This is a genomic window from Burkholderia anthina (genome assembly GCF_902498995.1).
In the GTDB taxonomy this organism is placed as follows: Bacteria; Pseudomonadota; Gammaproteobacteria; order Burkholderiales; family Burkholderiaceae; genus Burkholderia; species Burkholderia anthina.
This window is the reverse complement of sequence record NZ_CABVLY010000003.1, coordinates 305677-330555: the sequence shown is the minus strand read 5'-3', so window position 1 is coordinate 330555 and position 24879 is coordinate 305677. Positions and strand designations below refer to the sequence as shown.

Sequence of the window (24879 nt, the reverse complement as noted above, 5' to 3'; positions counted from 1 at the left end):
CGTATCGTCGCCGAGCGGCCCCGACGCGTCAAGCCGCACGCCGGCCGTGCCGCGCCGGGCAATCTGGCGTTTTCGGCGGAAACTCGCGATAATCCGCTGGCCCGTGAGCGCAGTCATCCGTTCGAACTGCAGACGGGCGCTCGTGCAACAGCCGATTTTCACGCCGTCGACCGGCGCATTCGCCGCGAAGCAACGTCGCGCGAATCGTCCGATCGTCGCGGCCCTGCGACAGGCAGCCACGAATTTGAAAAAACGTAAACAACAATGGCCGTCCGGCGCGCATCCTGCCGCGCCGGCATTCCGGGATTCCGCCTGCCGCGCCTGCGCGGCCGCGCGGGCATGCACGCAGGAGGCGCCGCGCCGATGAACATCCTGAACGTCTGGCAGCGCGATTTCCTGCTGTCCATCGTGCGACTCGTCGCCGGCGCGTATCCGATCTGGCACCAGGCGCCGCCGTCGCCGACGCAGAAGATCTACTTCTCGAACCATACGAGCCACATCGACACGCTCGCGATCCTCGCCGCGCTGCCGCGCGACGTGCGCGCCGTCGTGCGGCCCGTCGCGGCGCGCGACTACTGGGACAGCAGCGATCTGAAGCGCCATATCGCACAAAAGCTGCTGAACGTCGTGCTGATCGACCGTCACCGCGAAAACGGCGGCGACCCACTGGAGCCGGTGCGCGATGCGCTGCGGCAAGGGCACTCGATCATCATCTTTCCGGAAGGCACGCGCGGCGCCGACGTGTTGCCGCAGCCGTTCAAGAGCGGGCTGTTCCATCTCGCGACCGAGTTTCCGAACGTTGCGCTGGCACCCGTCTATCTCGAGAACCTGCAGCGCATCATGCCGAAGGGCGCGATCTGGCCCGTGCCGCTGATCTGCAAGGTGCACTTCGGCGCGAACGACGCGCTCGGTGCCGGCGAAGACAAGCCGACCTTCCTCGCCCGCATGCACGACGCGATCGTCGCGCTCGCGCCGCCGCAGCGGCCGGCCGGCTGAACGCGCGCCCTCCTCCCCTCTTTTTCCGGATATCCCCATGCGAACGCTCTTCTGGGAACTGGTCGCGGGCGTCACCGGCGTGCTGGTGATCGCGACCCTGATCGGCGCGATCCTCGGCGCGCGCAGCGGCGGCACCAGCGCAACGATCGTCAACCTGAACCAGCGCATCCGCGCGTGGTGGGCGATGATCGCGATCATGGTCATCGCGATCGGCCTCGGCAACAACGTCACGTATCTGGTGTTCGCGCTGCTGTCGTACCTGACGCTACGCGAATTCATCACGCTCACGCCGACCACCGCGAGCGACCATACGACGCTCTTCATCGCATTCTTCATCGCGATTCCGGTGCAGTATCTGCTGCTCGGGATCAACTGGTACGGGATGTACTCGATCTTCGTGCCGGTGCACCTGTTCTTCGCGATGTCGCTGGTATCGGCGCTCACGCAGGACACGCGCGAATTCCTGAGCCGCAACGCGAAGATCAACTGGGCGCTGATGGTGTGCGTATACGGGCTGAGCCACGCGCCGGCCGTGCTGATCCTCGACATCCCGCACTACGCCGGGCAGAACGCGCTGCTGCTGTTCTTCTTCCTGTTCGTCGTGCAGATCAGCGACGTGCTGCAGTACGTGGTCGGCAAACTGTTCGGACGGCGCAAGATCGCGCCGCGCCTGTCGCCGTCGAAGACGGTCGAGGGCTTCATCGGCGGCGGCCTGCTCGCGACGCTGTGCGGCGCATCGCTGTATCGCGTGACGCCGTTCAGCTTCGGCGCGGCGTTCGGGATCTCGCTCGCGATCGTGATCGCGGGCTTCGTCGGCGGGCTCGTGCTGTCGGCCGTGAAGCGCTCGCTCGGCACCAAGGACTGGGGCTCGATGATCGCGGGCCACGGCGGAATGCTCGATCGCGTCGACTCGATCTGCTTCGCCGCGCCGGTGTTCTTCCACCTCGTGCGCTATCTGTACGTGTGACGCGCGGGCGAGTGCCGCGGGCAGCGCCTGCAGCCCATTGCGTGCACGCCCCGCTCAATACCCTTCCCGCAGCGCCTTCGGCACCCCGTAACGCCCGCGCGCCGCGTCGAACTTCACCGTGTAGCGCGCATGGATATCCTTGCCGCCGCGCACGCCCGTCTCCGTGACCGTCAGCGGATAGACGTCGCCCGTGCCCGTCGTGTCCGGCACGATCGCGAACGTGCGGCTCTCGCAATGCGACTTCGCGTTGCCGCAATCGAGCGACCCGCTGTTGTCCATCGTTTCGTTGATGCGCGGCGCGGCTTCGACGATCGCATTGCCGAGCGGCAGCCAGATCGACCGGCTCGCCTGCGTATAGCCCTGCAGCGTGATGCCGTCGGCGATCACGAAGCCGAACAGGTGAGGACCGAGCCGCTCGATGCGCACGGTGCCGGGCTCGCCGCCCTTGCCGGACGCGATGTCCGTCTTCTTCACGACGGGCTCGAGCGTGGCGCCGTCCTCGGTCGGTTTCAGCACGTACAGGTCGATCGTGCCCGTCGTGCCGTCCGAATCCATGCCCGGCATCCCGTGCTGGACGGCCGCCTCGGTCTCGCCGCACATCGCGAGCAGCGTGCGCGGGCCGTCGGCCGTCGCGACGCGCAGCGAGCCGCACGACGCATGGATGAAGTCGCCCGCGTCCGACTGCCAGCCCTTGCGATCGGCGCGCCACGTGCCGTACGTGTCGCGGATGAATTGTTGCAGCTGACGCTCGGGATGGACCGGCTCGACCGCATGGACAGGCGACACCGCGGCGAGCGCAGTGAACACCGCGAGCGCGGACAGCACGGCGAGCGTGGCCGCGAATGGCCTGACGCGTGTTTTCGGGTTCTGGACGTTCATGAAGGCGTTCGATTCGAGGGAAAAGGTCGATGCGGGCGAGCGATCAGGGTTGCCGCGGCGCGATGCCGGTGCCGTCGGGTTTCAGCCGCGCGCTCCGCACCCAACCGTCCGCCGTGCCGTGCGTGCGCGGATTCAGATACGTGACCGACGTGAAGCGGCCGTACTCGGCCCGCGCGTCGACGTGATCGTGCTCGACGATGAACAGGCCGTCGATCCGGCACGCGTCGTCCGGCGCGGAAAAGAACGGCAGCCGGCCCTTGCCCGTGACGACGCGCCCGGCGTCGCTGCCCGTCACGTAGTCGCCCTGCGCCCGCGCGCGGCGGTTCAGCGCGTCGCAATCGACGGCGCCGGGCGTGGCCGCGTCGGCATTGGCGGGTGCGGCCGGCGGCGCGACGCACGTCGACACGTAGCGCGACAGCGCGTGCCGGTCGATCTTCAGCACGTCCGGCTGTTCAGGATCGCGCGTGATGTCGAGCGCGCGCAGCGCATGCGTGTCGAGCGTGACCCAGCCGATCGTCGCGTCGCGGTTTGGCGTGCCCGGATGGTCGGGCGTCACGAACAGCCGGACGCCCTGCACGCCTTCCGGTTGACCGGTCAGCGCCGCGGGCTCGGCATGGATCGCCCGCCGTTCGAACGCGGTGTGCCGCAGCGCCGGCACGACCAGTTGCGTGAGCCGTTCGTCGCACGACGCGGGCGATGCCGCAAGAGCCGCGTGCACGGCGGCCACCCCGACACCCGCCAGCGCGACGCGCACGACGAGCGCCGCGAACCGGCGGCCGCGCACGGCCTCGCCATTCGCGCCGGCCGGCGTTACGATCTCGTTCTTCATTCCAGGATCCGGTCGATGCGCGCGGCCCGTGCCGCCCGCGAGCCCGTAGCGTACACGCTCGGCGCGGCATCGCAAGCGCACGGCGCGCCGGTCCGGCCCGACATGGACACACGCATGAACCTGAGCTTGCAGGACGTCGCCTGGCACCGGTCGGTCGGCCGACTCGTCGAGTCGCTCGACCAGCCGGGTTTCTGGCTCGCGCTGATCCGGCTGATCGAGGAATACGTCGCGATCGACAGCTGGGTCGTGCTGATGTTCGGCGACGACCGCCCGCAGGTGTTCGCCGAATGTCCGTACGAAGGCGGCGGCCCCGACCCGCTCTTTCGCGACTACGTGCAGGGGCTGTACCAGCTCGATCCGTTCTACATCGCGAACCGCGATGCCCCGACAAGCGGCCTGTTCCGGCTGTCCGACGTCGCGCCCGAGTGTTTTCGCGATACCGAGTACTACACGCTGTATTTCACGCACAACGTCGTCGAGGACGAGGTGCAGTTCAACGTCGTGCTCGACGACACGCGCACGCTGTGCGTGTCGCTCGGCAGCAAGCGGCGCTTCAGCCCCGAGCAGGTCGCGCTGCTCGACCTGATCCGCCCGTGGGTCGCCGGCCTGATGCGTCAACGGCTCGCATTCGAACCGGCACCCGCCGAGCCCATCGAGCCCGCTGCGCCGCGCCGGGCCGGCAGCGCCGTGCACGGGGGCTTCGAGCACGCGATGGCGCGGCTCGGCACGCCGCTCACCGCGCGCGAACTCGACGTGATCCGGCTGATCCTGAGCGGCCGCTCGAACAAGGAAGTCGCCAACAAGCTGGCGATTTCGGCCGAAACGGTCAAGGTGCACCGGCGCAACATCTACGCGAAGCTCGGCATCAATTCGCAGTCGGAGCTGTTCTCGTTGTTCCTGCACGCGCAGGCCGGGACGTGACGCTCGGCGCAGCGACCGCAGCGGCCCGCCCCGTCACACGCCGTCCAGCCGATACGCGCTATCGGATGCATCGTCTGTGCAAGCGCCGCCATCCTCTCTATCCTTGCGTCGTTCGATGCTGTCCGTCCGTTCGACACGGGCGGTAGAGGGTGGCCTGGGTTCTGATAGCACTATCCTCGTCCATCAGAACCTCTTCGCCGGCCCTTGCAGAGGGGCCGGCGCTTTTCCCGACCTTGCCGTTGATCCCCGCAGCGGGACATCGCGAAGCCGGGCGCCCCCGGCGCACGACCGGCGGCCGGTGCAGAGATCAATACCCCTGACGGGTTAACGCGTCGTCGGGATGGGGAACCCGGCGCGTTCGGCGCATACTGGCGCTCATTCCCATCCGTTCCGCCGCCATCGCGACGGACCACCGCTACCGAACCCGCCCATGAAACTGAAGCTCGACATCGTCCAGCTCGCCGGCCGCGACGGCGACACGCGCTACAACCTGCAACGCACGCTCGAAGCGATCGCGACCTGCGCGAGCGGCACCGACATCGTGATGTTTCCGGAAGCGCAGCTCACCGGCTTTCTCGATCCATCGGAGCTCGAGCGCGTGGCCGAGCCGCTCGACGGCCCGAGCGTCGGCGCGGTGATCGCGGCCGCGCGGGCGCGCGACGTCGCGGTGGTGGTCGGGCTGATCGAGAACGACGGCGGGCGCTTCTACAACACGACCGTGTTCGTCACGCCGGACGGCATCGCGCTGCACTATCGCAAGACGCATCTGTGGGTGTCGGAGCGCGGCGTCGTCCTGCCCGGCGACCGCTACGCGACCGTCGAATGGCGCGGCGCGCGGATCGGCCTGCTGATCTGCTATGACAGCGAATTCCCGGAAAGCGGCCGCGCGCTCGCGGCGCTCGGCGCGCAGTTGATCCTCGTCACCGACGGCAACATGGAGCCGTATCGCCAGGTCCACCGCACGTCGGTCTCGGCGCGCGCGATGGAAAACCAGGTGTTCGCGGTCGTCGCGAACCGCGTCGGCGGCAGCGCGCACGACGTCGTGTTCGCGGGCGGCAGCCTCGCGGCCGATCCGTTCGGAAACCTGATTTTCGAAGCCGGCAACGGCGAATCGCGCCACACGGTCGAACTCGATCTCGAGCAGGTCGCCGCGTCGCGCGCCGTGTATGACTATCGCGCCGACCAGCGCCTGCACATCGGCGGCGAGCGCATCGAGAACGCGGACGGACGGCGTGAGCTGTTGATTCCGTGAACGCCGGCACGGCCGCGCCGCATCGTCACACCGGCGCCGGCACGTCGATCGCCAGCAGCGCCGAGCTGACCGACTTGCCGTGCGCATCGAGCGCGAGCGAACGCGTGACGCCGCCGCCGAGCGCATCGCGCAGCACGAAATTGAAGGCGGCGAGCGCCGGCAACTCATGGCGCACGACCTCGCCATGCACGATGCCCGCGAGCCACGCCTTCACGGCCTGCGCATCGAGATGCGCGCGCAGATGGTCGTAATGACGCGGATCGTGGCAGATGATCGACACGTTCAGCGTATTGCCCTTGTCGCCAGTGCGCGCATGCGCGAGTTCACGCAGTTGCATCATGCCTCCACGAATGAAAACGACGGCGTCACGGCCGCGCGCGGCAACAGCACCGACTGGACGGCGATCACCTCGCGCGTCGACTTGAACGCGCCGCCGCCGCCGGCCGGCCCGTTCGTATAAAGCGTCTCGACTTCGTTGCCGATCCGTGCGGCCTCCGCCGCACTCTCCGCGCGGCCGGCCACCCGGATGCGAACCTCGGCCGGCTCGCCGCGCACCGCAGGCGTCGCCGTGCCGTACAGCGAATCGACGCCGATCAGGTCGAAACGCAATTCGGTCGCGGCCACGCCGGTCAGCGCGAGCCGTTCGCGCACGATCTCGAGCGCGAGACGCGCGCGTGCCAGCGCACCGGGCCCACCGTACGAGATCTGCCCTTCACCGATATGACCGTCGACGTACGCGACCGATACCTTCAGCGTGTCGGTGCGCGCCGTGCCACGTCCGCCCGTCACGCGTACGCGGTCGACCGCCGCCTCCTCGACGGCCACCCGCATGAAATCCGCGACCACGTCGGGCTGCAGGTAGCGCGCCGGATCGTGGATCTCGTACAGCAACTGCTCCTTGCAGGTCGCCGCGCTCACGCGGCCGCCCGCGTGCGGCACCTTCGTGATCGTGACCGAGCCGTCGGCCTCGACCTCGCCGATCGGAAACCCGAGGCGCGCGAGATTCGGCACGTCCTTGTAACCGGGGTCCGCGAAATAGCCGCCCGTCACCTGCCCCGCGCATTCGAGCAGATGGCCGACGACCGTCGCCTGTCCGAGCGTGTCCCAGTCGTCCATTCGCCATCCGAACGCATGGATCAGCGGCGCGACGAACAGCGACGGATCGGCGACGCGTCCGGTCAGCACGACGTCCGCGCCGGCCGCGAGCGCGTCGACGATCGGCGCCGCGCCGAGATACGCGTTCGCGGACACGATGCGCTCGCGATACGCGGCAACCTCGTCGCCCGACTCCTCGAAACGGAACGCGCCGCGCAGCACGACGTCGAGCACGTCGTCGCCCTCGACCGCCGCGACCTTCAGCCCCTCGAGGCCGAGCGACTGCGCGATCTGCGCGGTGCGCCGCGCCGCCGCGCGCGGATTCGCCGCGCCCATGTTCGACACGATGCGCACGCCCCTGGCCGCGGCCACCGGCAGCACGGCGCGCATGCGCGCGTCGAGCAGCGGGTCGTAGCCGAGCGCCGGGTCCTTGCGGCGCGCCTGCTGCGCGATCGCGATCGTGCGCTCGGCCAGGCATTCGAAGACGAGGTAGTCGAGCCGACCGTGTTCGGCCAGTTCGACCGCGGGCTCGATCCGGTCGCCCGAGTAGCCGGCGCCCGCGCCGATGCGCACGCACGGTTGAGGTGAAGGCTTTGCTGTCATGTTCGTACCGTCGTCCGGCGCACACGCGCCGGCAAAAATCAAAAGATGCCCAGCACGACGCACGCGATCGTCATCACGATCGAGGCGCCGAACAGCAGCGGGAACGTGAACTTCTGGTGCTCGGCCAGCTCGATCCCGCACAGGCCGACGACGAGGAACGTCGCGGGCGTCAGCGGGCTGACAGGAAACCCGGTCGTCATCTGGCCGAGCAGCGCGGCCTGGCCGACATGCACGGCCGGCACGCCGAGCTGGCCGGCCACTTCGGCGATCACCGGCAGCACGCCGAAATAGAACGAGTCCGGGTCGAACAGCATGCTGAGCGGCATCGACACGAGGCCGAGCGCGACCGGAATGTGGCCCGCCATCGACGGCGGCACGAAGCCGACCGCCGCCTGCGCCATCGCCTTCAGCATTCCGCTGCCCTGCATGATCCCGGTAAACACGCCGGCCGCGAGCAGGATGCCGGCCATCATCAGCGCCGCCCGCGCATGCGCGTCGATGCGCTTGCGCTGCATGTCGACGTCCGGGTAGTTCACCATCAGCGCGACGCACAGCCCGACCATGAACATGATCGCCGGCGGAATCTTCTCGCCCATCACGACCATCGTGCCGAGCACCACGAGCGTCAGCACCAGGTTGAACCAGAACAGGCGCGGGCGGCGCAGCGCCTGCTCGTCGGGCGTCAGCTCGCGTTTCGGCAGCGGAATCGACGCGTCGTTGCGCGACAGGCCGAGCCGCTTCTCCTCGCGCCGCCCGAGCCAGTACGCGACGCCGAACACGAACACGAGCCCGATCGCCTGCACCGGAATCAGCGGATTGAACAACGCCGACACCGGCAGGTGCAGCGACGCCGACGCGCGGATCATCGGCCCCGTCCACGGCAGGAAGTTGATCCCCGCGGCCATCGACACGGCTGCGGCCAGCACGCGGCGGTCCATCTTCAGCCGGTCGTACAGCGGCAGCACCGCCGGAATCGTCACGAGAAAGCAGACGGCGCCCGAGCCGTCGAGGTGAATCAGCAGCGCGAGCAGCGTCGTTCCCATCACGATGCGCGTGGGCCGCGTGCCGACCGCGCGCAGGATGCGGTCGATGATCGGGTCGAGCGTGCCGGCGTCGGTGATCGTCCCGAAATAAAGGATTGCGAACACGAACATCCCGACGACGGGCGCGAGACCCTTCAGCCCGTCGATCACGAACGTGCTCGTATGCAGCCCGAAGCCGCCGATGAGCGACGCCGCGATCGGCACGACGATCAGCGCGACGAGCGGCGACATGCGTTTGGACAGAATCGCGGCCAGCAGCACGACGATCGTGCCCAGCCCGAGTAACGGCAGCATCGGTGTCTCCTACCTTGTCTTTTGTTGGAGACGAGCGTAAGGTCGGCGCAGCGATAGCACAATTGAAATGATTTGATCGCAGCAATCACGAATCGTTATGGATCTGAACCTTCGCGACATCCGCGCCTTCGTCACCGTCGCGCACGCCGGCAACTTCACGCGCGCGGCCGCGCGGCTGCATCTGTCGCAGCCGGCGCTGACCGTGCAGATCAGGCGGCTCGAGGAAATCGTCGGCGCGCGGCTGTTCGACCGCAACAGCCGCAGCGTCGCGCTCACGCAGACCGGGCGCGAACTGCTGCCGCTGCTGCAACGCTCGCTCGACGACATGGAGCGCGTGCTGCGCGATGCGCGCGCGCTCGGCGAAGGCGCGAGCGGCACGGTGCGGCTCGCCTGCCTGCCGACGTTCGCGTCGAGCCTGCTGCCGGAGCTGATCCAGTCGTTCCGGCGCGACGTGCCGCGCGCGGGCTTCGAGATCCGCGACGGCGTCGCGAGCCTCGTCACCGCGCTGGTACGCAACGAGGAAGCCGATCTCGGGTTGACCGGCGGCGATGCGTTCGACGCGTCGCTCGACGTGCTGTATGCGGGCGCCGACCAGCTCGTCGCCGTGTGCCCGAAGGATCATCCGCTCGCGCGCAAGCGGCGCGTGCGCACCGCCGACGTCGCCGCCGTGCCGCTCGTGCTGACCGCGCAAGGCACGAGCGTGCGCAGCGTCGTCGATGCCGCGCTGGACGCGGCCGGCTGCACGCCCGACATCGCGTGCGAGCCGACCTACATGATGACGGCCGTCGCGATGGTGCGCGGCGGCCTCGGCGTGACGATCCTGCCGGCGACCGCGCGCGAGGTGCGGGCCGAACCCGACCTCGTCGTGAAGCCGATCGACGACCCGGCGTTCGTGCGGCCGATCGCGCTCGTCGCGAAGCGCGGGCGCACGCTGCCGCGCGTCGCGCAGGCGTTCGCGGAAGTCATGCTGGCGGAATTGAAAAAGCGCGCGTGAACCGCGCGCTTCGGAGACGGAACGGTACTGCCGCGACGCTTACTGCGGGTCCGGCAGATCCGTCTGGTCCGGATCGACGTGCAGCGATTCGCCGATCGCATAGAAGTTGCCGCCCGCGATGTAGTGCAGGCTGCGCAATGCCGGATCGGCCGATTCGAAATACCAGTGGCCGTCGCGGAACACGCGCGTGTCCGACCACGCCCCCACCACTTCGCCGATGAACAGGTCGTAGGTCTGCTGGTTGTGCGGCTCCGGAATCAGCCTGCACGCGAGCCAGCCCGAGCAGCCGGCAACGAACGGCAGGTCGTGGCCCTCGACGTCGAACAGCGTGACGCCCGCTTCACGCAGCTTGTCGGGCCGCTCGGCGAGGCTGTGGCTGCCGACCGCGTGCGTGAGCTTCAGTTGCGCGGCCGTCGGCACCTGGATCACGAACGTGCCGCTGCGCTCGACGAGCTCGCGCGTCTTCGCGGACTTGTCGAGCACGACGGTGAGCTTCGGCGGCAGGAAATCGAGCGCGCATGCCCACGCGGCGGCCATCACGTTGTCGACGCCGTCGTGGCGGGCCGACACGAGCACGGTCGGGCCGTGGTTGAGGAGGCGGTAGGCTTTCTTCAGCTCCACCGGAGCGATATGACTGTCCATACGAATTCCCTGGAAAGCGGCGCGAAGAAGCGGCGCAAAGCGAATGGCGCAAAGCGCGCCGGTCGAAGGCCGCATTCTCGCATTCAACGCCGGTCTTCGCTGGCCGTGCACGCGGGCGCGTGCCGCACACCGTCAGCGCCGCCCCGCCGCCCAGTCGATCGCCGCATCGAACAACGCGATACCGGCCGGCGACAGGTTCGCGAACGTGTCGTTGTCGAGGAAGAACATCACGCGGCGCGCCGGCGCGAGCGCTTCGTAGTCCATCGTCGCGCCCTTCTCGTACGCGAAGATCGCGGCCTTGTCCGGCTGCCCGTACACGGTCGCGATCGTGATCGCGCCGAGCCCCGGCTTGCCCCAGCTCATCGGCGCCTGCTTGCCGTACACGTCGGCCGCGCCCGCCGGCAGTCCGGCCGAGACCGGATGCGGCGCGTTGACGAGCCACAGATAGCGTTCCTTGCCCGTTTCGCCGAAATCGACGTCGTGACGCTTGCCCGTCATCGCGAGATCGTCGAGCAGGTCGTTCTCCCACGTGACGAGCGGCTTGTCGAGCGCGCGCCAGCCGGGCCGCACGTTCTTCGACGATACCGTCGACGAGATCACGACGAGGTCGGCATCGCGCGCCACGTCGGGTGTCGCGCTCTCGTCGATCAGGCGCACCGCGTAACCGCGCTCGCCGAGATGCCGGCCGATCCGTTCGTCGACCTTCAGGTTCGGGCCGTGCAGCTGCACGAGCATCGCGACGCGCGTGACGGCCGGCGCTGCAATGGTGGCATCGGCGGCGAAGGCCGGGACGCTTGCCGACAGGGACAGGCCCGCGCACAACGCGAGCGCCGCGCCGGCAAGCGAGCGCAATGCGCGACGCCGCGTGCCGGCGGCCACGGCGCGCGCGGCGCCGGTCTTCATGTTCATGTTCCGGTTCATCTCGTTGTTCTCCGAAGCCGCGCGCCGTGATGCGCGACGCGCGGCAATTGTGCGAGTCAGCGTGAACGCCCGCTCAGAACTGCAGCGTGGTCAGCAACGACACCTGCCGCGCATCGCCGACCGCGACGAAATAGCGGTTCGCGCTCGACGGGTAGTACGTGCGGTTGAACAGGTTCTTCACGTTCAGCTGGAACGACAGCTTCTGCTTGCCGAGCCGCGTGTCGTACGTCGCGAACGCATCGGCGAGCACGTACGACGGCAGCGTGAAGCTGTTCGCCGAATCGCCGGGCCGCGCGCCGACGTAGCGCGCGGCCGCGCCGATGCGCAGGTCGTCGCCGCCGGCCAGCGTGCCGACGTCGTAGACGGCCGCGAGCGACGCCGTGTGGCGCGCGACGTTCCACAGCCGGTTGCCCGCGTACTGCGGATCCTCGACCGTCTTCGCGTCGATGTACGCATAGCTCGCGATCACGTTCACGCGCTCGCCGATCCTGCCCGACAGGTCGAGCTCGACGCCGCGCGAACGCGCCTTGCCCGACGTGCGCCAGTCGGTCAGCTTCGTCGTGTCGTTGAACTGCGACACGAGCACGTTCTTCTTGTCGATGTTGAACAGCGCCAGCGTGCCGGTCATCCCGCCCGGCAGGTCGAGCTTGCCGCCGACTTCCCATGCGGTCGCTTCCTCCGGCGGCGTCGCGGCATCGATCACGTAGCCCGACGTCATCGGCGCGATCGACGACGACGGTTTCAGCGACTGCGAATAGCTGCCGTACAGCGAGAACGCATCGGTCCACTTGTAGACGACGCCCGCGCGCGGCAGCCACTTCGAGCCGCTGAGATCGGTGTTCGCCTTGAACGGCCGGCCACGCCCGGCGACCTGGTTGTACGTGATGTAGCGCAGCCCGCCGGAAACGATCCACTTGTCGGTCAGATGGATGCTGTCCTGGAAGAACACCGACGTATCGTGCAGCGTATCGGTCTGGTCGCTGTCGCTCGCGGATACCGTGCTCGACGGCGGCAGCAGCCCGTACACCGGATCGATGTAGCTGAACGGCGTCTTCACGGCCTGGCGCAGCAGATCCTTGCGATAGATGCGGCGATACTCGGTGTCGACGCCGAGTTGCACGTCGTGACGCATCCCCGCGAGCGTCAGCTTGCCGTTCACGTAGCCGATGCCGTAGCTGTCGGTGCTGAGCGAGCCGTGCGTCGCGTCGTTGCTGCGCGACAGCGTGCCCGTCACCGGATCGACGCCGGTCGTGCGCAGCTGGTTCGCGTCGTAAGTCTCGCGGTTGTAGCTGTAGCCGACATGCGCGCTCCAGTCCGCGTTGAACTGGTGATCGACGCTCAGCTGCGCGAGGTGCGATTCGCCGTCCATGTTGTTGAACGGCTCGTCGATGCGCCGGCGCGCCGGAATGTCGAGCGGCGCGTTGGTGCGCGGATCGAGCGCGGTGCCGCGATCGAACTGGGAATGGAACTTGCGGTATTCGTAGGACACGACGACCTGCGTGTCGCGGCCGTACCACGCGAGCGACGGCGCGACGAAGGTCTGCCGGTATTCGCCGAAGTTGCGCCAGTACTGCTCGTTCGACTGGTCGACGATCAGCCGGTACGCAAGCCGCGAATCGCCGATCCGGCCGGTCGAGTCGAAGGTCGCGCTGCCGCCGTTCCGGCCGTGCCCGAAGGTCGACGCGCCGAGCGAGATCGCGTTGTAGCGCGTCATCTGCGGCTGCTTGCTGACGACGTTTACCACCCCGCCCGGATCCATCAGCCCGTACAGCAGCGACGTCGGCCCCTTCAGCACCTCCACGGTATCGACCGCCGCGTTGAACGAACGCCCCTGCACGATCGGCATCCCGTTGTGCATGATCGAGCCGTCGCGGTTGTCGCCGAAGCCGCGCTTCATGATCGTGTCCTGCGTGCCCGCGAGCGTGTTGCCCTGCGTGATGCCGCTCACGTTGCCGAGCGCGTCGTCGAGGTTGCGCGGGCGCTGGTCGCGCAGCACCTGCGCCGGCACCACGTTGACGGCCTGCGCGGTGTCGAGAAGCGGAATCTCGGTGCGCAGCACGCCCGCTTCCTTCTGCGGCCGGTAGCTTTGCGCGCGCAGCGCGCTGTCGCGCACCGTGATGGCCGGCAGCTCGGTGGCCGCCTCGGCGCCGGCTGCCGCGGCCGGCACGCCCGAACCGTTCGCGCGCATCAGCGTATAGCCGCCGCCGGGCTGGCGCAGCGCGACGAGCCCCGTGCCCGCCAGCACGCGATCGAATGCGCCGTCGATGTCGAACCGGCCATGTACGCCGCCGCTCGTGCGGCCGGCGGCCAGTTCGGCGGGAAACGCGAGCAGGATGCCGGCCTCGCGGCCGAACCGGTTCAACGTCGCTTCGAGCGGGCCGGCCGGAATGTCGAACGCGCGGCGCGATGCGCGTTGCGCGGCTGGCGCCGTGTCTGCGTCGGTATCGGTGTCCGCCAGCGCGGGCAGCGGCAACAGCGCCGACAACAGGACGGCACCGGCCAGGCGGCGAGCCAGGTGGCGCGGCGTGGCAGGTTCGGCCGCGCGCGGCGCGCACGACAGATGACGGGCAGGCGCCGGGCGGCGCCGATACGTGAGACGAATGGAAACCATGATCGAGGTGTCGGTGGACGATGGGCCAGTGCTGCTTTCACTACCCATGTCACGCGAACATCCGGAAACAGCTCAGGGAAACGAAAAAAATGCGTGAAGCGCTCACGAACGGGCCGGCACGACCGTCGCCCAGTAGCGCGTCACGTACTCGACGTCGATCGGCAGCGTCGCCTTCAGCGTATCGAGCACGCGCGCGGAATCGTCGAGCGGATAGGTGCCCGACACGCGCAGGTCGGCCACGGCCGCATCGCAACGCAGCGTGCCGCGCCGGTAGCGGTCGAGTTCGGCGACGAGATCCGCGAGCCGCATGCGCGACGCGACGAGCATCCCGGTCGTCCATGCCGATGCAAACGCATCGAGCGGCGCCGGCGCGCCGATCGCGTCGCGCGTGAAATCGGCGCCCTCGCCCGCCGCGATCACGCGCGTACCGGCCGTCGCGTCGACCGGCTGCACGCGCACGGCGCCCGCGAATACCTCGATGCGCGTCGCGCCGTCGCGCTGCCGCACCGCGAAGCGCGTGCCCAGCGGCCGCAGCTCGCCTTGCGCGGTCGCGACCGCCAGCGGCCTTGCCGGCGTGCGGTCGTCGTGGCCGCTCGTCACCATGATCGTGCCGCGCAGCAGGTGCAGGCGGCGGGTCGTGGCGTCGAAGTGCACGTCGAGCGCGGTATCGGTATCGAGCACGACGACCGTGCGATCCGCGAGCGTCACCGTGCGCCGCTCGCCGACCGCGGTGCGCAGGTCCGCCGGCCAGATCGCCGCGCGCCGCGCGGGATCGGCCATCCATGCGGCGCCGCCCGCGAACAGCAGCACGGCCAGCGCCTTCACCGCCGCGCGACGGCGTGCCGAGCGACGCGGCAGCAGCGCCGCATGCGCGGCCTGTGAGTCGAGCCCGGCCGCAAGCCGGCCGATGCGCGCTTCCATCGTTTCAATATGACGCCACGCCGCGTCATGCGCCGGATCCTCGGCGCGCCAGCGCGCGAGTGCGCGCGCGAACGTATCGTCGGTGCGGCCGGCCTGCCGCTCGACCCACCATTCGACCGCGCGACGCGCGACCTGCGGCGGCACCGCCGGCGCTCCCGGGGCGGCCATCGGTCAGGCCGCCATCGCGAAGAAGCACTGCGTGCCGGCCTTCACGAGATAACGCTTCACCGTCGCGAGCGACACGCCGAGTTCGCGCGCGATCTCCACCTGTGTGAGCCCGTCGAGCTGCGCGAGCAGGAACGCGCGCTTCGCGGCGATCGGCAGCCCGTCGAGCAACCGGTCGATCTCGACGAGCGTCTCGAATACGACCGCCCGCTCCTCCGGCGACGGCGCATACGCTTCGGGGCGTTGCGCGAGCACGTCGAGATACGCGCGCTCGATCTGCTCGCGCCGCCAGTGATTCGACAGCACGCGCTGCGCGACCGTCGTCAGGAACGCGCGCGGCTCGTCGGCGCCGATCGGCTCGTCGCGAGCCAGCAGCCGCACGAAGGTGTCGTGCGCCAGATCGGCCGCGCGATGCGCGCAACCGAGCTTCCGGCTCAGCCAGCCGCGCAGCCACGCATGATGGCCGGCATAGAGGGCGTCGATTTCTCGATGGAGGGACAGCTTGTCAGCGGACATGGCCGGGTTCCGGGGCGCGCAGGCGGCAATTCTGTAAATGAGAATGATTATTATATACAAAACTGGGCACGCAACCCGCGCTATCGACGCGCCGCGATGCTGTCGGAACCCGCTCGCCCACGCCGGCGTGACTCGCGCGACGCGCGCGATAACATGCCGGCCCCGTATCGCGCGATTCGATTCATTAAATAATCAATTGATCAATCGACGGCGAATGCCGCGCCTCCGAAATTCGGCCGAAAATCGTGCGGAATTATCACGAATCCGGCAATACGCTCATCCAGCAATCTCGAATGCCAAATCGATTGATGCATATTCATCAATAATGTCAATCCCTCAATAGACCATTCCGCAGAATGCATCTGTCTGCTTTAGGTCACATTGGAGAATTTCATTTTTGTCGTTCGCGTGCGGCTCTGTAGTCTCCAGGCATTCCGGTTGACCGATGCAAATCAATACGCAAGGAGATGAAATGAAACGCACGACCCTCTCGCTGCTTTCGATCGCGTCGTTCGCGGCAATACCCGCCGCGCATGCACAGACGAGCGTCACGCTGTACGGCGTGATCGACACGTCGATCACGTACGTGAATCATGCGCAGGGCAAGGACAGCGCGTGGATGCTGGGCAACAGCAGCGCGGGCAACCTCGCCGGCAGCCGCTGGGGCGTGAAAGGCACCGAGGATCTCGGCGGCGGGCTGAAGGCGCTGTTCCAGCTCGAGAACGGCTTCGACCCGAGCAACGGCCGACTGGGCCAGGGCGGCCGCCTGTTCGGCCGGCAGGCGTTCGTCGGCCTGACGAGCGACCGTTACGGCACGCTCACGTTCGGCCGCCAGTACGATCCGCTCGTCGACCTCGTGCAGGGCATCACCGCCGACAACTATCTCGGCAGCGTGTTCGCGACGGCGGGCGACGTCGACAACTACGACAACAGCTTCCGCGTCGACAACGCCGTGAAGTACACGTCCGCCGTGTATTCGGGCCTGCAGTTCTCGGCGATGTATTCGTTCGGCGGGATCGCCGGCAGCACCGGCGCCGCGCAGTCGTATTCGGCCGCCGTGTCGTACAACAACGGGCCGTTCAGCGTCGCGGGCGGCTACTTCCACGCGACCAACAGCCCCGCATCGAACACGATCCGCGACGGCTGGAACAGCTCGTCGGACGGCACGTTCGACGGCCCGATCAACAGCGGCTATGCGAGCGCGCACTCGATCGGCATCGCGCGGATCGCGGGCCAGTACGTCGCCGGCCCGTTCACGTTCGGTCTCGGCTACAGCAACGCGCAATACCGCCGCGACGCGAGCTCCGTGTTCAACTCGAACGAGCACTACAACACCGGGCAAGGCTTCGTGAACTACCAGGCGACGAATGCGCTGCTCGTGGGCGTCGGCTACAGCTACACGCGCTCGGGCGGCGACACGTCGGCGACCTATCACCAGGTGTCGGCCGGCGCGGACTACAACCTGTCGAAGCGCACCGACGTGTATCTGACCGCCGCGTACCAGCACGCGAGCGGCCGCACGGGCGACGGCAACGGCGGGTCGATGGCCGCCCAGGCGTCGATCGGGTCGTACGGCTATGCGGGCACGAGTTCGCAGACCCTCGTCAACCTCGGGCTGCGTCACCGCTTCTGATCGACGGCGGCCGGCTGCACACTGCACGGCCGCCGGCACCCGATCGACGATCGACCGACACGGCGGCTTCGGCCGCCGTCGTCGTTTCCGGCCCGCGCATCGATAGGCCCTCGGCGCTCGATGCGCGTCGCCCGTGGCTGGGCTCACGGCAAAACTGACGCACGGCGTCATTTTCGTGACGACCATCGCGTGGATCGACTTGCGCCCGGCAAGACGTCCTTTTTACCGGTTGCACCGGGCCGCACCGATGCCGGCAGCCTTGAAAACACGCGCCAGATGGCCGCCAAATGCAAAGGAAAGTGTGATGCGAGCCATTTGTCTGCTCGCTATGGCACACTTCGCGTCTGCGTAATTTCCTTGCACCGGGCGGCCGGATTCCGCCCCATCCTGCCATGCCGCGTCAGACTGCCCGTTCGATCAGCCACGCCACGCCGAAGATCGCCGCGACGATCGCGATGTCGTGCGCGCTGCACGGCATCGCGCGCGCCGACTGCCTCGACGACGCGGCCACGTTCCAGCACGTGAGCGTGAGCCTGCTGCGCGGCATCGCGCAAGTCGAATCAGGGATGAATCCGAGCGCCGTCAACACCAACACGAACGGCACCCTCGACATCGGCCTGATGCAGATCAACAGCACATGGCTGCCGACCCTCGCGCGTGAGGGCATCACGCAGCAGAGCCTGTTCGATGCGTGCACCAATGCGTATGTCGGCGCATGGATCCTGTCGCAGAACATTCGCCAGCTCGGTGCGAACTGGAACGCGATCGGCGCGTACAACGCCGCGTCGCCCGACAAGCGCCTCGCGTATGCGCGCAAGGTCTATGATGCAATCCGGACCATGCCGGATTCGCCGGATACTCCCATGCCCATCCTTCCATCGTCCTTTACGCCGCCGCAACAGGTGCAGCCGTACAACCCGTTCGCGAGCCTGAGCGTGTCGGCGCCGGCGGTCACGCGGCCGCGCACGCTCGCGCCGGCCGCCCCGCCGCCGCAGCCGCAAGGCGGGCCCGCCGGCCCGGCCGGCACGTACAACTTCGGCTGGACCGTCACGGGCGCCGACCAGGCCAAGCCGACCCAGGTGTTCGACGACGGGTCGAGGATCTACGTGCAGTTCAGCGACATGAAGCACGTGCCGGCGATCTTCACCGAAACGTCGTCGGGCCGCGTACTGATGTCGTGGGAGCTGCAATTCCCGTATGCCGTTTTGACGCGTCCCGCGCAAACGTTAATCTTCCAGCTCGGGCCGTTCGAGGCGCGCGCGCAGCGCGGCGGGGCCGGTGCGACCACGCAGGCAGGTGCGGCAACGCCACGTCCGGGCGCGGCGGCGGCCGCGGCTGCCACGCCGCCCGCGTCGAAACACGCCGCCGGTGCCGCGGCCAAGCGCGCCGCGTCGTCCGATGCGCTCTGGTATATCGACACGGCGTCGACGTCGGGTTCGACAGCGACCGCCAGCACGGCGAACACCCCGACGGCATCGACGCCGTCGACCACGCCGGCGACGTGGCCCACCGCGGTGACGTCGAGCACGCCGCCGCCGGTTGCCACACCGGTTGCGACGCCTGCTGCAACGCCGAAAGCGCCGGCCGCACGCGTCAGTACCGACGCGCTCTGGTATATCTCGAAGTAACGGGCTCAACCGGCATGCATCATGCCGGCGCAGACTACCGGACGACCACCCACCGTCGCGCCAGGACTGGTTCGGCGATGATGCTCGCTTCGCCTGCGTCGGCTCGAGTTCCGGCGCGTTCATGTCGTCGCCCGGCTACCGCCCGGCTGTGCCGTCCGGCGCCGTCGACAATGCCGCCCGTGACGGCCGCGCCGTCCGTTACCCGCGCCGCACCCAGATCACCTTCCCGTCGCGAATGCCGAGATCGCGGCGTTCCTGCCGATAATCCATCGTGCCGGGCAACGACTTGCCGTCGCGCTCGAGCACGCGCCACAGGCAACCGTCGAGCAGCGCGGCCGCATCGGCCTCGGTCTTGCCGATCAGCGCGTCGTCCGGCGCGGCATCCGCCTTGCACGCGTGCGCGGTGCCCGGCTGTCCGGCGTTCGTATCGGCATGGGTCGTGTTCATGTCCGCACATCCCGCAAATGTTGCGCTCGCAACGAGTGCAACGATCATCGCGATCGTGTTCTTCATCGATTCTTCTCCGTGTCGCAGCCCGGCGGAATCTGTGCGGCAAGCGTGCGCGGCCGGGCCTTGCATGCGTAACCGGTTCCGCACACCGCAGGCCGTCTCCTCACGGATGCCGGCAAAGCGGCGTGCGGCGTTGCGCGGACGAGCCGATTCGGCGCACCGGGCTCGCCTGCATGTTACCGCACGCGATTCGCAGCGACGGCGCGGCGCCGACACATCGCGCGTGACCGCCCCGCGCGCATCCGTGCCCGCAGCGAAGCACCCCGGCAACCCGTTCAGAACTTGTACGTCGCGCCGGCGATACCGTAGTAGTTGCTGCGCGACTGGACGATCGGGCTGTCGCCGTAGCGGCCGAGCAGTCGCGTCACGCCGCCGGTCGCGAGTATCGACCAGTGCCGCGACACGTCCCAGTTCCACGCAACCGACATCGTCGCGCTGTCGATCCCGCCGCTCGTCGAATACGGCCTGAACCGGCTCGTCATCGACTGCGCATCGGTCACGCCGTAGAACGTCTGCGTATAGCGTCCGGTGCCGGCATGCACGCTGCCCGTCACGATGATCTGGTGCTGCGCGGTCTTCAACACCGGCACCGCAAGATCGACGTGCCCCGACACGCCGCGCGACGTGTGCGTGACGGGCGTGTCGACCGTCACGCTCAGTTCGGCCGCGTTGAACAGCGTCACGCCTGCCCGCACGCCGACGAGCACCGAGCCCGGAATCCGCCCCATCCCCTTCAGGTAGTCCGAACCCGGCAGGTCGAAGCGATTCTCGTCCGCCCGGCCCGGATCGTAGTTCACCGCCGCCGACACGAACGCGCCGTGCGGCAGGTCCAGCCGGTAGCCGGCGCCCGACGTGCTGTCGATGAAGAAGCCGTTGCCGAACCTCGCCGAAAACGACGGCGCGACGACGCCGCGATACTGGTTGCTCCCCGCGTAGCGCGGCGCGGCGCCGCCGCCGAGCGAGAGCGAATATTGGTTTTCCGCGTGGGCGGCGGCGGCAAGGGTCAGGCCGGCCAGCGGCATGCAATAGCGGTAGCGTCGAAGGGGTGGGCGCACAATATTCAGATGAAAGTGACGGAGCCCGAAGTCTAGGTGCCGCCGTGCGCCCGAACTGTCCGGAATCTGCGGGGAATCTGTGCTCAATTGTGTCGGATTGTTCGCGATTGTCGTGTCGCGGCCCCGGGTGCCGGAGCGCCGGATAGAATTCGCGTGCCGCGACCCGGGTGTGGGACGACGCGCGTTTCGAGGAGACCATGACCGACAATCCGCTCAAATACCGTGTGCTGCTGATCGAGGACGACGACCGTCTCGCGCAACTCGTGCGCGAGTACCTCGACGGCTATGAATTCTCGGTGACGGTCGTGCGGCGCGGCGACCTGGCCGTCGCCGCCGTGCGCGAGCACCAGCCGGCGCTGGTGATACTCGACCTGATGCTGCCGAATCTCGACGGGATGGAAGTGTGCCGGCGCATTCGCGCGTTCACCAACGTGCCGGTGCTGATACTCACCGCGCGCGCGGACGTCTACGACCAGGTCGCGGGCCTCGAAACCGGCGCCGACGACTACGTGACGAAGCCGATCGAGCCGCGCGTGCTGGTGGCGCGCGCCCGCGCGCTGCTGCGCCGCGCGCAGCCGCCCGTCGCCGACACGCCGGCCGCCGCGCCCGAAGCGCTCGTGTTCGGCGAACTGACGATCTCGCCGCCGAACCGCACGGTCACGTGGCACGGCGAACCCGTCGACCTGAAGACGGCCGAATTCAACCTGCTGCTGATCCTCGCGCGTGCGGCCGGTACCGTGCTGAGCCGCGACGACATCCTGAAGCAGTTGCGCGGGATCGAATTCGACGGGCTCGACCGCTCGGTCGACTCGGGCATCTCGAAGCTGCGCCGCCGCTTCGAGGATGCATCGTCGGAGCCGCACAAGATCAAGACGATCTGGGGACGCGGCTACCTGTTCAGCCCTTCCGCGTGGGACGAATAAATGCTGCGCCCGTTGATCAGGCTGTACCTCATCGTGATCCTGTGCGGCGCAGTATCGATCGCGTTCATTCAGATCTCGTTCGACCGGATTTTCTACGAACGCGCGGCGCAGGCGCAGCGTGACTCGCTGACGACCTACGCGTTCGTGCTGAACGATTATCTGGAACGCCATCCCGGTGCGCAGCGGATGCTCGCGCTGCGCGAACTCGCGATGCACGGCACCGATGGATTCGACTTCATGACGATGGCCGACGCGCGCGCTCAACTGAGCGGCGCGCCGCTGCGCGACCTCGATGGCGGCAGGATCACCATCAGCTACGACGGCAAGGATTACTACATGCCGCTCGCGGACGGTTCCGTGCTGCACGCGCGCCCGATCCAGCCGTTCGATCTCGACATCAAGATCTACGCGTACCTGCTGCTCGCGCTCGCCGCGCTGCTGGCGGTCGTGCTGTGGATTTCGTATCACTGGCGCGACCTGCGCAAGCTGCAGGAGGCCGCACGCGCGTTCGGCGCGGGCTACCTGTCCACGCGCGTGAAGCTGTCGGGCCGGTCGAACATCTACGAGCTGTCGCAGCAGTTCAACGACATGGCTCAGCGCATCGAGGCATCGATCAAACAGCAGCGCGAGATGATGCACGGGATCTCGCACGAGCTGAAGACGCCGCTCGCGCGCCTCGAATTCGGGCTCGCGCTGCTTGCCGAGACGGACGAGGACGGCCGCACGCGCGAGCGCCGCGACGAACTGCGACGCGACGTGCGCGAGCTCGACGAGCTCGTCACCGAGCTGCTCACGATCGGACGGCTGGAACAAGGCGCGAGCGAACTCGCGCCGATGGAAGTCGTCGTCGATGCACTGATCGACAGCGTCGCCGGCAATGTCGCGAACGATGTCGCCGATCGCGGCCTCGTGCTCGACGTGTCGACCGCGGGCACGCCTGCCGCCCACGTGTGCGATCCGAAGCTCGTCGCGCGCGCGCTGCTGAACCTGATCCGCAACGGCGCGCGCTACGCGTCGCGCACGGTGCGGCTGTCCGCGGCGAGCGATGCATCCGGTGCGCTGATCCTGAGCGTTGACGACGACGGCCCCGGCATTCCGGTTGCCGATCGCGCACGCGTGTTCGAGCCGTTCCAGCGACTCGATTCGAGCCGCGACCGTCAGACGGGCGGGTTCGGTCTCGGCCTCGCGATCGTGCGGCGCGTCGCGCTCGTGCACGGCGGCGACGTGCGGCTCGAGGATTCGCCGCTGGGTGGCGCGCGCTTCGTGATCACGCTGCCGGCGCGGACCTTGCCGGCGTTCCCGGGCGACGCACCGCCGCCCCGCGCGGCCCATACGCGGTAACGCCCGTCGTCGCGACCCGATGCCGGATAGCGCCGCTCGCGTCGCACCGGTCTGATCCCGGTTCTCGTCACGTCGTATCGATCGTCTGGCCGCTTCGCCGCATGCGGCCGGCCGGCGCACCCGGTACGGCCTCCCGGCGAAAAGGTCAGACGATATCCGGATTTCAACCAGGCGTGCCGGCCGCGCGGGCGGCAGCAGCCTGCATCCAGCCGTGATGCATCGCACGATCGATCAGATCCGAGCAGATCGCTCAGTACTCCAGCACACTTATTCTGAATATGGTCAAGCCCGTCCGCGGCTGACCCGCTGCAATAGCTCACGATTGCATCAGGCTCGATGCAGGCGCAACCGTCCCGACGAGTGATTTCGCAGCGATGCGCGATGTGCCGGCACCTGCCCGGCATGCGCGAGCCATTACGTATCGTTACCCCGCCGAACGCGTCGACATGCCGCTACCCGCACCGCGTGCCTTGGTTCGCGCGACGAATGTGCCCGTCTGCCGTCCCTGCCGTCCGCTAGGTTTGCTTACACACCGCAAAGGCTTTTCATGATCCAACCCGTTAGCCTTGGATCACCGCTCGTACCCGCATTGGCATGCGACCCGTTCAACCTTCGATACGCCGGACGCTCATCATGAAACAGCCCGCTCTCCACCCCGCCGCCGGCCACCGCCGCCGCATCGCCGCCGCCGCCGCGGCCTGCGGCGTACTCGCCGCCGCCTGGTTCGGCAACATCGCGCCGGCTTCCGCGCAGGTCATGGTGCTGGCGCCGCCGGCGCCGGTCTATGAAGCCGCGCCGGCGCCGCGCGTCGGCTATGCGTGGGAGCGTGGCTACTGGGCCTGGCAGTACGGCCGCTACGTATGGGTGCCCGGCCACTGGACCGAAGTCGAACGGCGCATGGCGGTCGCACCGCCGGCCCCGCCCGTCGCGCAGGTGATGCGCGTGTCGGCCGACGCGCTGTTCGCCTTCGATCGCGGCGACCTCGCCGACATCCTACCCGGCGGCCGCGCCGACATCCGCAACATCGCGGCAAAGCTGAGCGCATCGCGCTTCGCCCGCATCGAAGTGCGCGGCTATACGGACCGGCTCGGTTCGGCTTCGTACAACCAGCAACTGTCGCAGCGTCGCGCGAACGCGGTGAAGGCGCTGCTGGTACAGCACGGTATCCCCGCCGATCGCATCGACGCACGCGGGCTCGGCGAGCAGGATCCGATCACGCATTGCAGCGACAACCAGTCGCACGACAGTCTCGTTGCGTGCCTGCAGCCCGATCGCCGCGTCGAGATCGTGACCTTCGCACGCACGGACGATCGCTACGGCCCGCCGCAGCGGCCGTATCAGCCATACCAGCAGTAACGGCCGACGCTCACGAATCCGCCAGCGCGACCGTGCGCGCGAGTCGCGCCGGCGCGGTTTCCTTCAGCGACAGCGCGACGATCAGGCCGGGCACCAGCGCTCCCATGCCGAGCTGCATGATGTACTGGATGCCGAAATGCTTCGCGACGTAGCCTGCAACCGACGGCGCAATACCGCCGCCGAAGATCTCGCCGACGCCGATCACGAGCCCTGACGCGGTGGTCATCCACTGCGCGGGCACGGCTCCCGCGCTGATCGGGCCGACCGTCAGCGTGATCATCGCGAACACGAAGAAGATCGTCGCCAGCAGCCCCGCGAACAGCGCGACCGGATCGGCGCCCGTGCGCGAGAACGCCCACAACGACACGAATGCGCCGACCACCGACAGCACCATCACGGGCCGGCGTCCGATCCGGTCGGACAGCGCGGGCATCGCGATCCCGCCGAGCGTGCCGCCGATGCCGGTCGCTGCTCGTACGCTGGGTCGAAAGCGGCCGCCTGCACTACGGCGAACAGAAATGGCGGCGTGCGCTCGCGCGGCGCGACGGCCGCTGCGCTTATTCGGGTCGCACAATCGTTCAGGGCGAAGCCGTGTTTCGTCCGACCGGGCGACCGCGACCTGCGAACCACCTCGCGATGATCGCGGCCGATGCGATCGCGGCTCTCGATGCGTGACGTGCGGCGCGGGTTCGGCCTGGCGGAACGGCGCTTGCTTCATGAACCCGTTTGCACGACGAACACCCGGCGCCCTCCGACAGGTCGTTCGTAGTCCGCACGCATCGTC

At 68.4% G+C, this 24879-nt stretch carries 25 protein-coding genes; 12 read left to right on the top strand and 13 right to left on the bottom strand.

Annotated elements, in window-relative coordinates:
* Window positions 1–142: 142 nt before the first annotated feature.
* From BME24068_RS34885 to BME24068_RS06680, 3 genes are read left to right on the top strand one after another with little or no spacing between them, the layout of a single operon-like run.
* Window positions 143–367 carry a hypothetical protein gene (locus BME24068_RS34885; RefSeq protein ID WP_239007729.1) on the top strand — a complete coding sequence of 75 codons (225 nt, stop codon included), beginning with the start codon at window positions 143–145 and terminating at the stop codon, window positions 365–367.
* The gene (locus tag BME24068_RS06685) at window positions 364–996 is read left to right on the top strand and encodes a lysophospholipid acyltransferase family protein (RefSeq protein ID WP_174925530.1); all 633 of its coding nucleotides are present in this window, start codon (window positions 364–366) and stop codon (window positions 994–996) included. The genes BME24068_RS34885 and BME24068_RS06685 overlap by 4 nt, the downstream gene beginning before the upstream one ends.
* Before the next feature lie 37 nt (window positions 997–1033).
* Window positions 1034–1963 carry a phosphatidate cytidylyltransferase gene (locus tag BME24068_RS06680; protein WP_096502529.1) on the top strand — a complete coding sequence of 310 codons (930 nt, stop codon included), beginning with the start codon at window positions 1034–1036 and terminating at the stop codon, window positions 1961–1963.
* 54 nt (window positions 1964–2017) lie between these two features.
* Here the strand turns inward: BME24068_RS06680 and BME24068_RS06675 are convergent, their stop codons facing one another.
* Together BME24068_RS06675 and BME24068_RS06670 are read right to left on the bottom strand one after the other, a co-directional pair.
* The gene (locus BME24068_RS06675; protein ID WP_174925529.1) at window positions 2018–2842 is read right to left on the bottom strand and encodes a topoisomerase IV; all 825 of its coding nucleotides are present in this window, start codon (window positions 2840–2842) and stop codon (window positions 2018–2020) included.
* 43 nt (window positions 2843–2885) lie between these two features.
* Window positions 2886–3671 (bottom strand): hypothetical protein, encoded by a 786-nt coding sequence (locus BME24068_RS06670; RefSeq protein ID WP_239007728.1) that lies wholly within the window; start codon window positions 3669–3671, stop codon window positions 2886–2888.
* Window positions 3672–3785: 114 nt separating this feature from the next.
* Between BME24068_RS06670 and BME24068_RS06665 the strand changes: the two genes are divergently transcribed.
* Together BME24068_RS06665 and BME24068_RS06660 are read left to right on the top strand one after the other, a co-directional pair.
* A complete protein-coding gene (locus BME24068_RS06665) occupies window positions 3786–4592 on the top strand; it encodes a LuxR C-terminal-related transcriptional regulator (RefSeq protein WP_096502942.1) in 807 nt (268 codons plus the stop codon).
* A 430-nt stretch (window positions 4593–5022) separates the two neighbouring features.
* Window positions 5023–5844 (top strand): carbon-nitrogen hydrolase family protein, encoded by an 822-nt coding sequence (locus tag BME24068_RS06660; RefSeq protein WP_174925528.1) that lies wholly within the window; start codon window positions 5023–5025, stop codon window positions 5842–5844.
* A 25-nt stretch (window positions 5845–5869) separates the two neighbouring features.
* Here the strand turns inward: BME24068_RS06660 and BME24068_RS06655 are convergent, their stop codons facing one another.
* From BME24068_RS06655 to BME24068_RS06645, 3 genes are read right to left on the bottom strand one after another with little or no spacing between them, the layout of a single operon-like run.
* Window positions 5870–6181, bottom strand: a complete 312-nt coding sequence (locus BME24068_RS06655) for an AtuA-related protein (RefSeq protein ID WP_096502535.1) — start codon at window positions 6179–6181, stop codon at window positions 5870–5872.
* Window positions 6181–7542: an acyclic terpene utilization AtuA family protein gene (locus tag BME24068_RS06650; protein WP_174925527.1), complete on the bottom strand. Its 1362-nt coding sequence runs from the start codon at window positions 7540–7542 to the stop codon at window positions 6181–6183. Before BME24068_RS06650 ends, BME24068_RS06655 begins: the two co-directional genes overlap by 1 nt.
* A 38-nt stretch (window positions 7543–7580) precedes the next feature.
* The gene (locus BME24068_RS06645) at window positions 7581–8879 is read right to left on the bottom strand and encodes a CitMHS family transporter (protein ID WP_174925526.1); all 1299 of its coding nucleotides are present in this window, start codon (window positions 8877–8879) and stop codon (window positions 7581–7583) included.
* A 97-nt stretch (window positions 8880–8976) separates the two neighbouring features.
* On the opposite strand from BME24068_RS06645, the gene BME24068_RS06640 reads away from it, so the two are divergent.
* A complete protein-coding gene (locus BME24068_RS06640) occupies window positions 8977–9873 on the top strand; it encodes a LysR family transcriptional regulator (RefSeq protein WP_174925525.1) in 897 nt (298 codons plus the stop codon).
* 39 nt (window positions 9874–9912) lie between these two features.
* Here BME24068_RS06640 and BME24068_RS06635 read toward each other — a convergent pair whose 3' ends face one another.
* From BME24068_RS06635 to BME24068_RS06615, 5 genes are all read right to left on the bottom strand, one after another.
* Window positions 9913–10515 (bottom strand): flavin reductase family protein, encoded by a 603-nt coding sequence (locus BME24068_RS06635; RefSeq protein WP_096502541.1) that lies wholly within the window; start codon window positions 10513–10515, stop codon window positions 9913–9915.
* Window positions 10516–10647: 132 nt separating this feature from the next.
* Window positions 10648–11424, bottom strand: coding sequence for a hypothetical protein (locus tag BME24068_RS06630; protein ID WP_239007727.1), 777 nt, complete (start codon window positions 11422–11424; stop codon window positions 10648–10650).
* An 85-nt stretch (window positions 11425–11509) separates the two neighbouring features.
* On the bottom strand, window positions 11510–14047 hold the full coding sequence (locus BME24068_RS06625) for a TonB-dependent siderophore receptor (RefSeq protein ID WP_239007726.1): 2538 nt from the start codon (window positions 14045–14047) through the stop codon (window positions 11510–11512).
* A 102-nt stretch (window positions 14048–14149) separates the two neighbouring features.
* Entirely contained in the window at window positions 14150–15136 is a 987-nt protein-coding gene (locus BME24068_RS06620; RefSeq protein WP_174925522.1) for a FecR domain-containing protein, read from the bottom strand.
* Between the two features lie 3 nt (window positions 15137–15139).
* Window positions 15140–15649, bottom strand: coding sequence for a sigma-70 family RNA polymerase sigma factor (locus BME24068_RS06615; RefSeq protein ID WP_174925521.1), 510 nt, complete (start codon window positions 15647–15649; stop codon window positions 15140–15142).
* A 472-nt stretch (window positions 15650–16121) separates the two neighbouring features.
* Between BME24068_RS06615 and BME24068_RS06610 the strand changes: the two genes are divergently transcribed.
* Window positions 16122–17282: a porin gene (locus BME24068_RS06610; RefSeq protein WP_174925520.1), complete on the top strand. Its 1161-nt coding sequence runs from the start codon at window positions 16122–16124 to the stop codon at window positions 17280–17282.
* A 392-nt stretch (window positions 17283–17674) separates the two neighbouring features.
* Complete coding sequence (locus BME24068_RS06605; protein ID WP_174925519.1) at window positions 17675–18910, top strand: lytic transglycosylase domain-containing protein; 1236 nt, start codon at window positions 17675–17677, stop codon at window positions 18908–18910.
* Window positions 18911–19108: 198 nt separating this feature from the next.
* On the opposite strand, the gene BME24068_RS06600 is transcribed toward BME24068_RS06605, so the two are convergent.
* Window positions 19109–19423: a hypothetical protein gene (locus BME24068_RS06600; protein WP_174925518.1), complete on the bottom strand. Its 315-nt coding sequence runs from the start codon at window positions 19421–19423 to the stop codon at window positions 19109–19111.
* Window positions 19424–19695: 272 nt separating this feature from the next.
* Window positions 19696–20442, bottom strand: coding sequence for a MipA/OmpV family protein (locus BME24068_RS06595; protein ID WP_174925517.1), 747 nt, complete (start codon window positions 20440–20442; stop codon window positions 19696–19698).
* A gap of 230 nt (window positions 20443–20672) precedes the next feature.
* Between BME24068_RS06595 and BME24068_RS06590 the strand changes: the two genes are divergently transcribed.
* The 3 genes from BME24068_RS06590 (at window position 20673) to BME24068_RS06580 (ending at window position 24095) form a co-directional block, all read left to right on the top strand.
* Window positions 20673–21398 carry a response regulator gene (locus BME24068_RS06590; protein ID WP_174925516.1) on the top strand — a complete coding sequence of 242 codons (726 nt, stop codon included), beginning with the start codon at window positions 20673–20675 and terminating at the stop codon, window positions 21396–21398.
* Entirely contained in the window at window positions 21399–22739 is a 1341-nt protein-coding gene (locus BME24068_RS06585) for an ATP-binding protein (protein WP_174925515.1), read from the top strand.
* 633 nt (window positions 22740–23372) lie between these two features.
* Window positions 23373–24095, top strand: a complete 723-nt coding sequence (locus tag BME24068_RS06580) for an OmpA family protein (protein WP_174925514.1) — start codon at window positions 23373–23375, stop codon at window positions 24093–24095.
* Window positions 24096–24105: 10 nt separating this feature from the next.
* Here BME24068_RS06580 and BME24068_RS06575 read toward each other — a convergent pair whose 3' ends face one another.
* Complete coding sequence (locus BME24068_RS06575) at window positions 24106–24528, bottom strand: MFS transporter (protein WP_239007751.1); 423 nt, start codon at window positions 24526–24528, stop codon at window positions 24106–24108.
* On the opposite strand from BME24068_RS06575, the gene BME24068_RS06570 reads away from it, so the two are divergent.
* Window positions 24465–24770 carry a DUF3331 domain-containing protein gene (locus BME24068_RS06570; RefSeq protein WP_239007725.1) on the top strand — a complete coding sequence of 102 codons (306 nt, stop codon included), beginning with the start codon at window positions 24465–24467 and terminating at the stop codon, window positions 24768–24770. The two genes, BME24068_RS06575 and BME24068_RS06570, sit on opposite strands and share 64 nt — an antisense overlap.
* Window positions 24771–24879 lie beyond the last annotated feature (109 nt).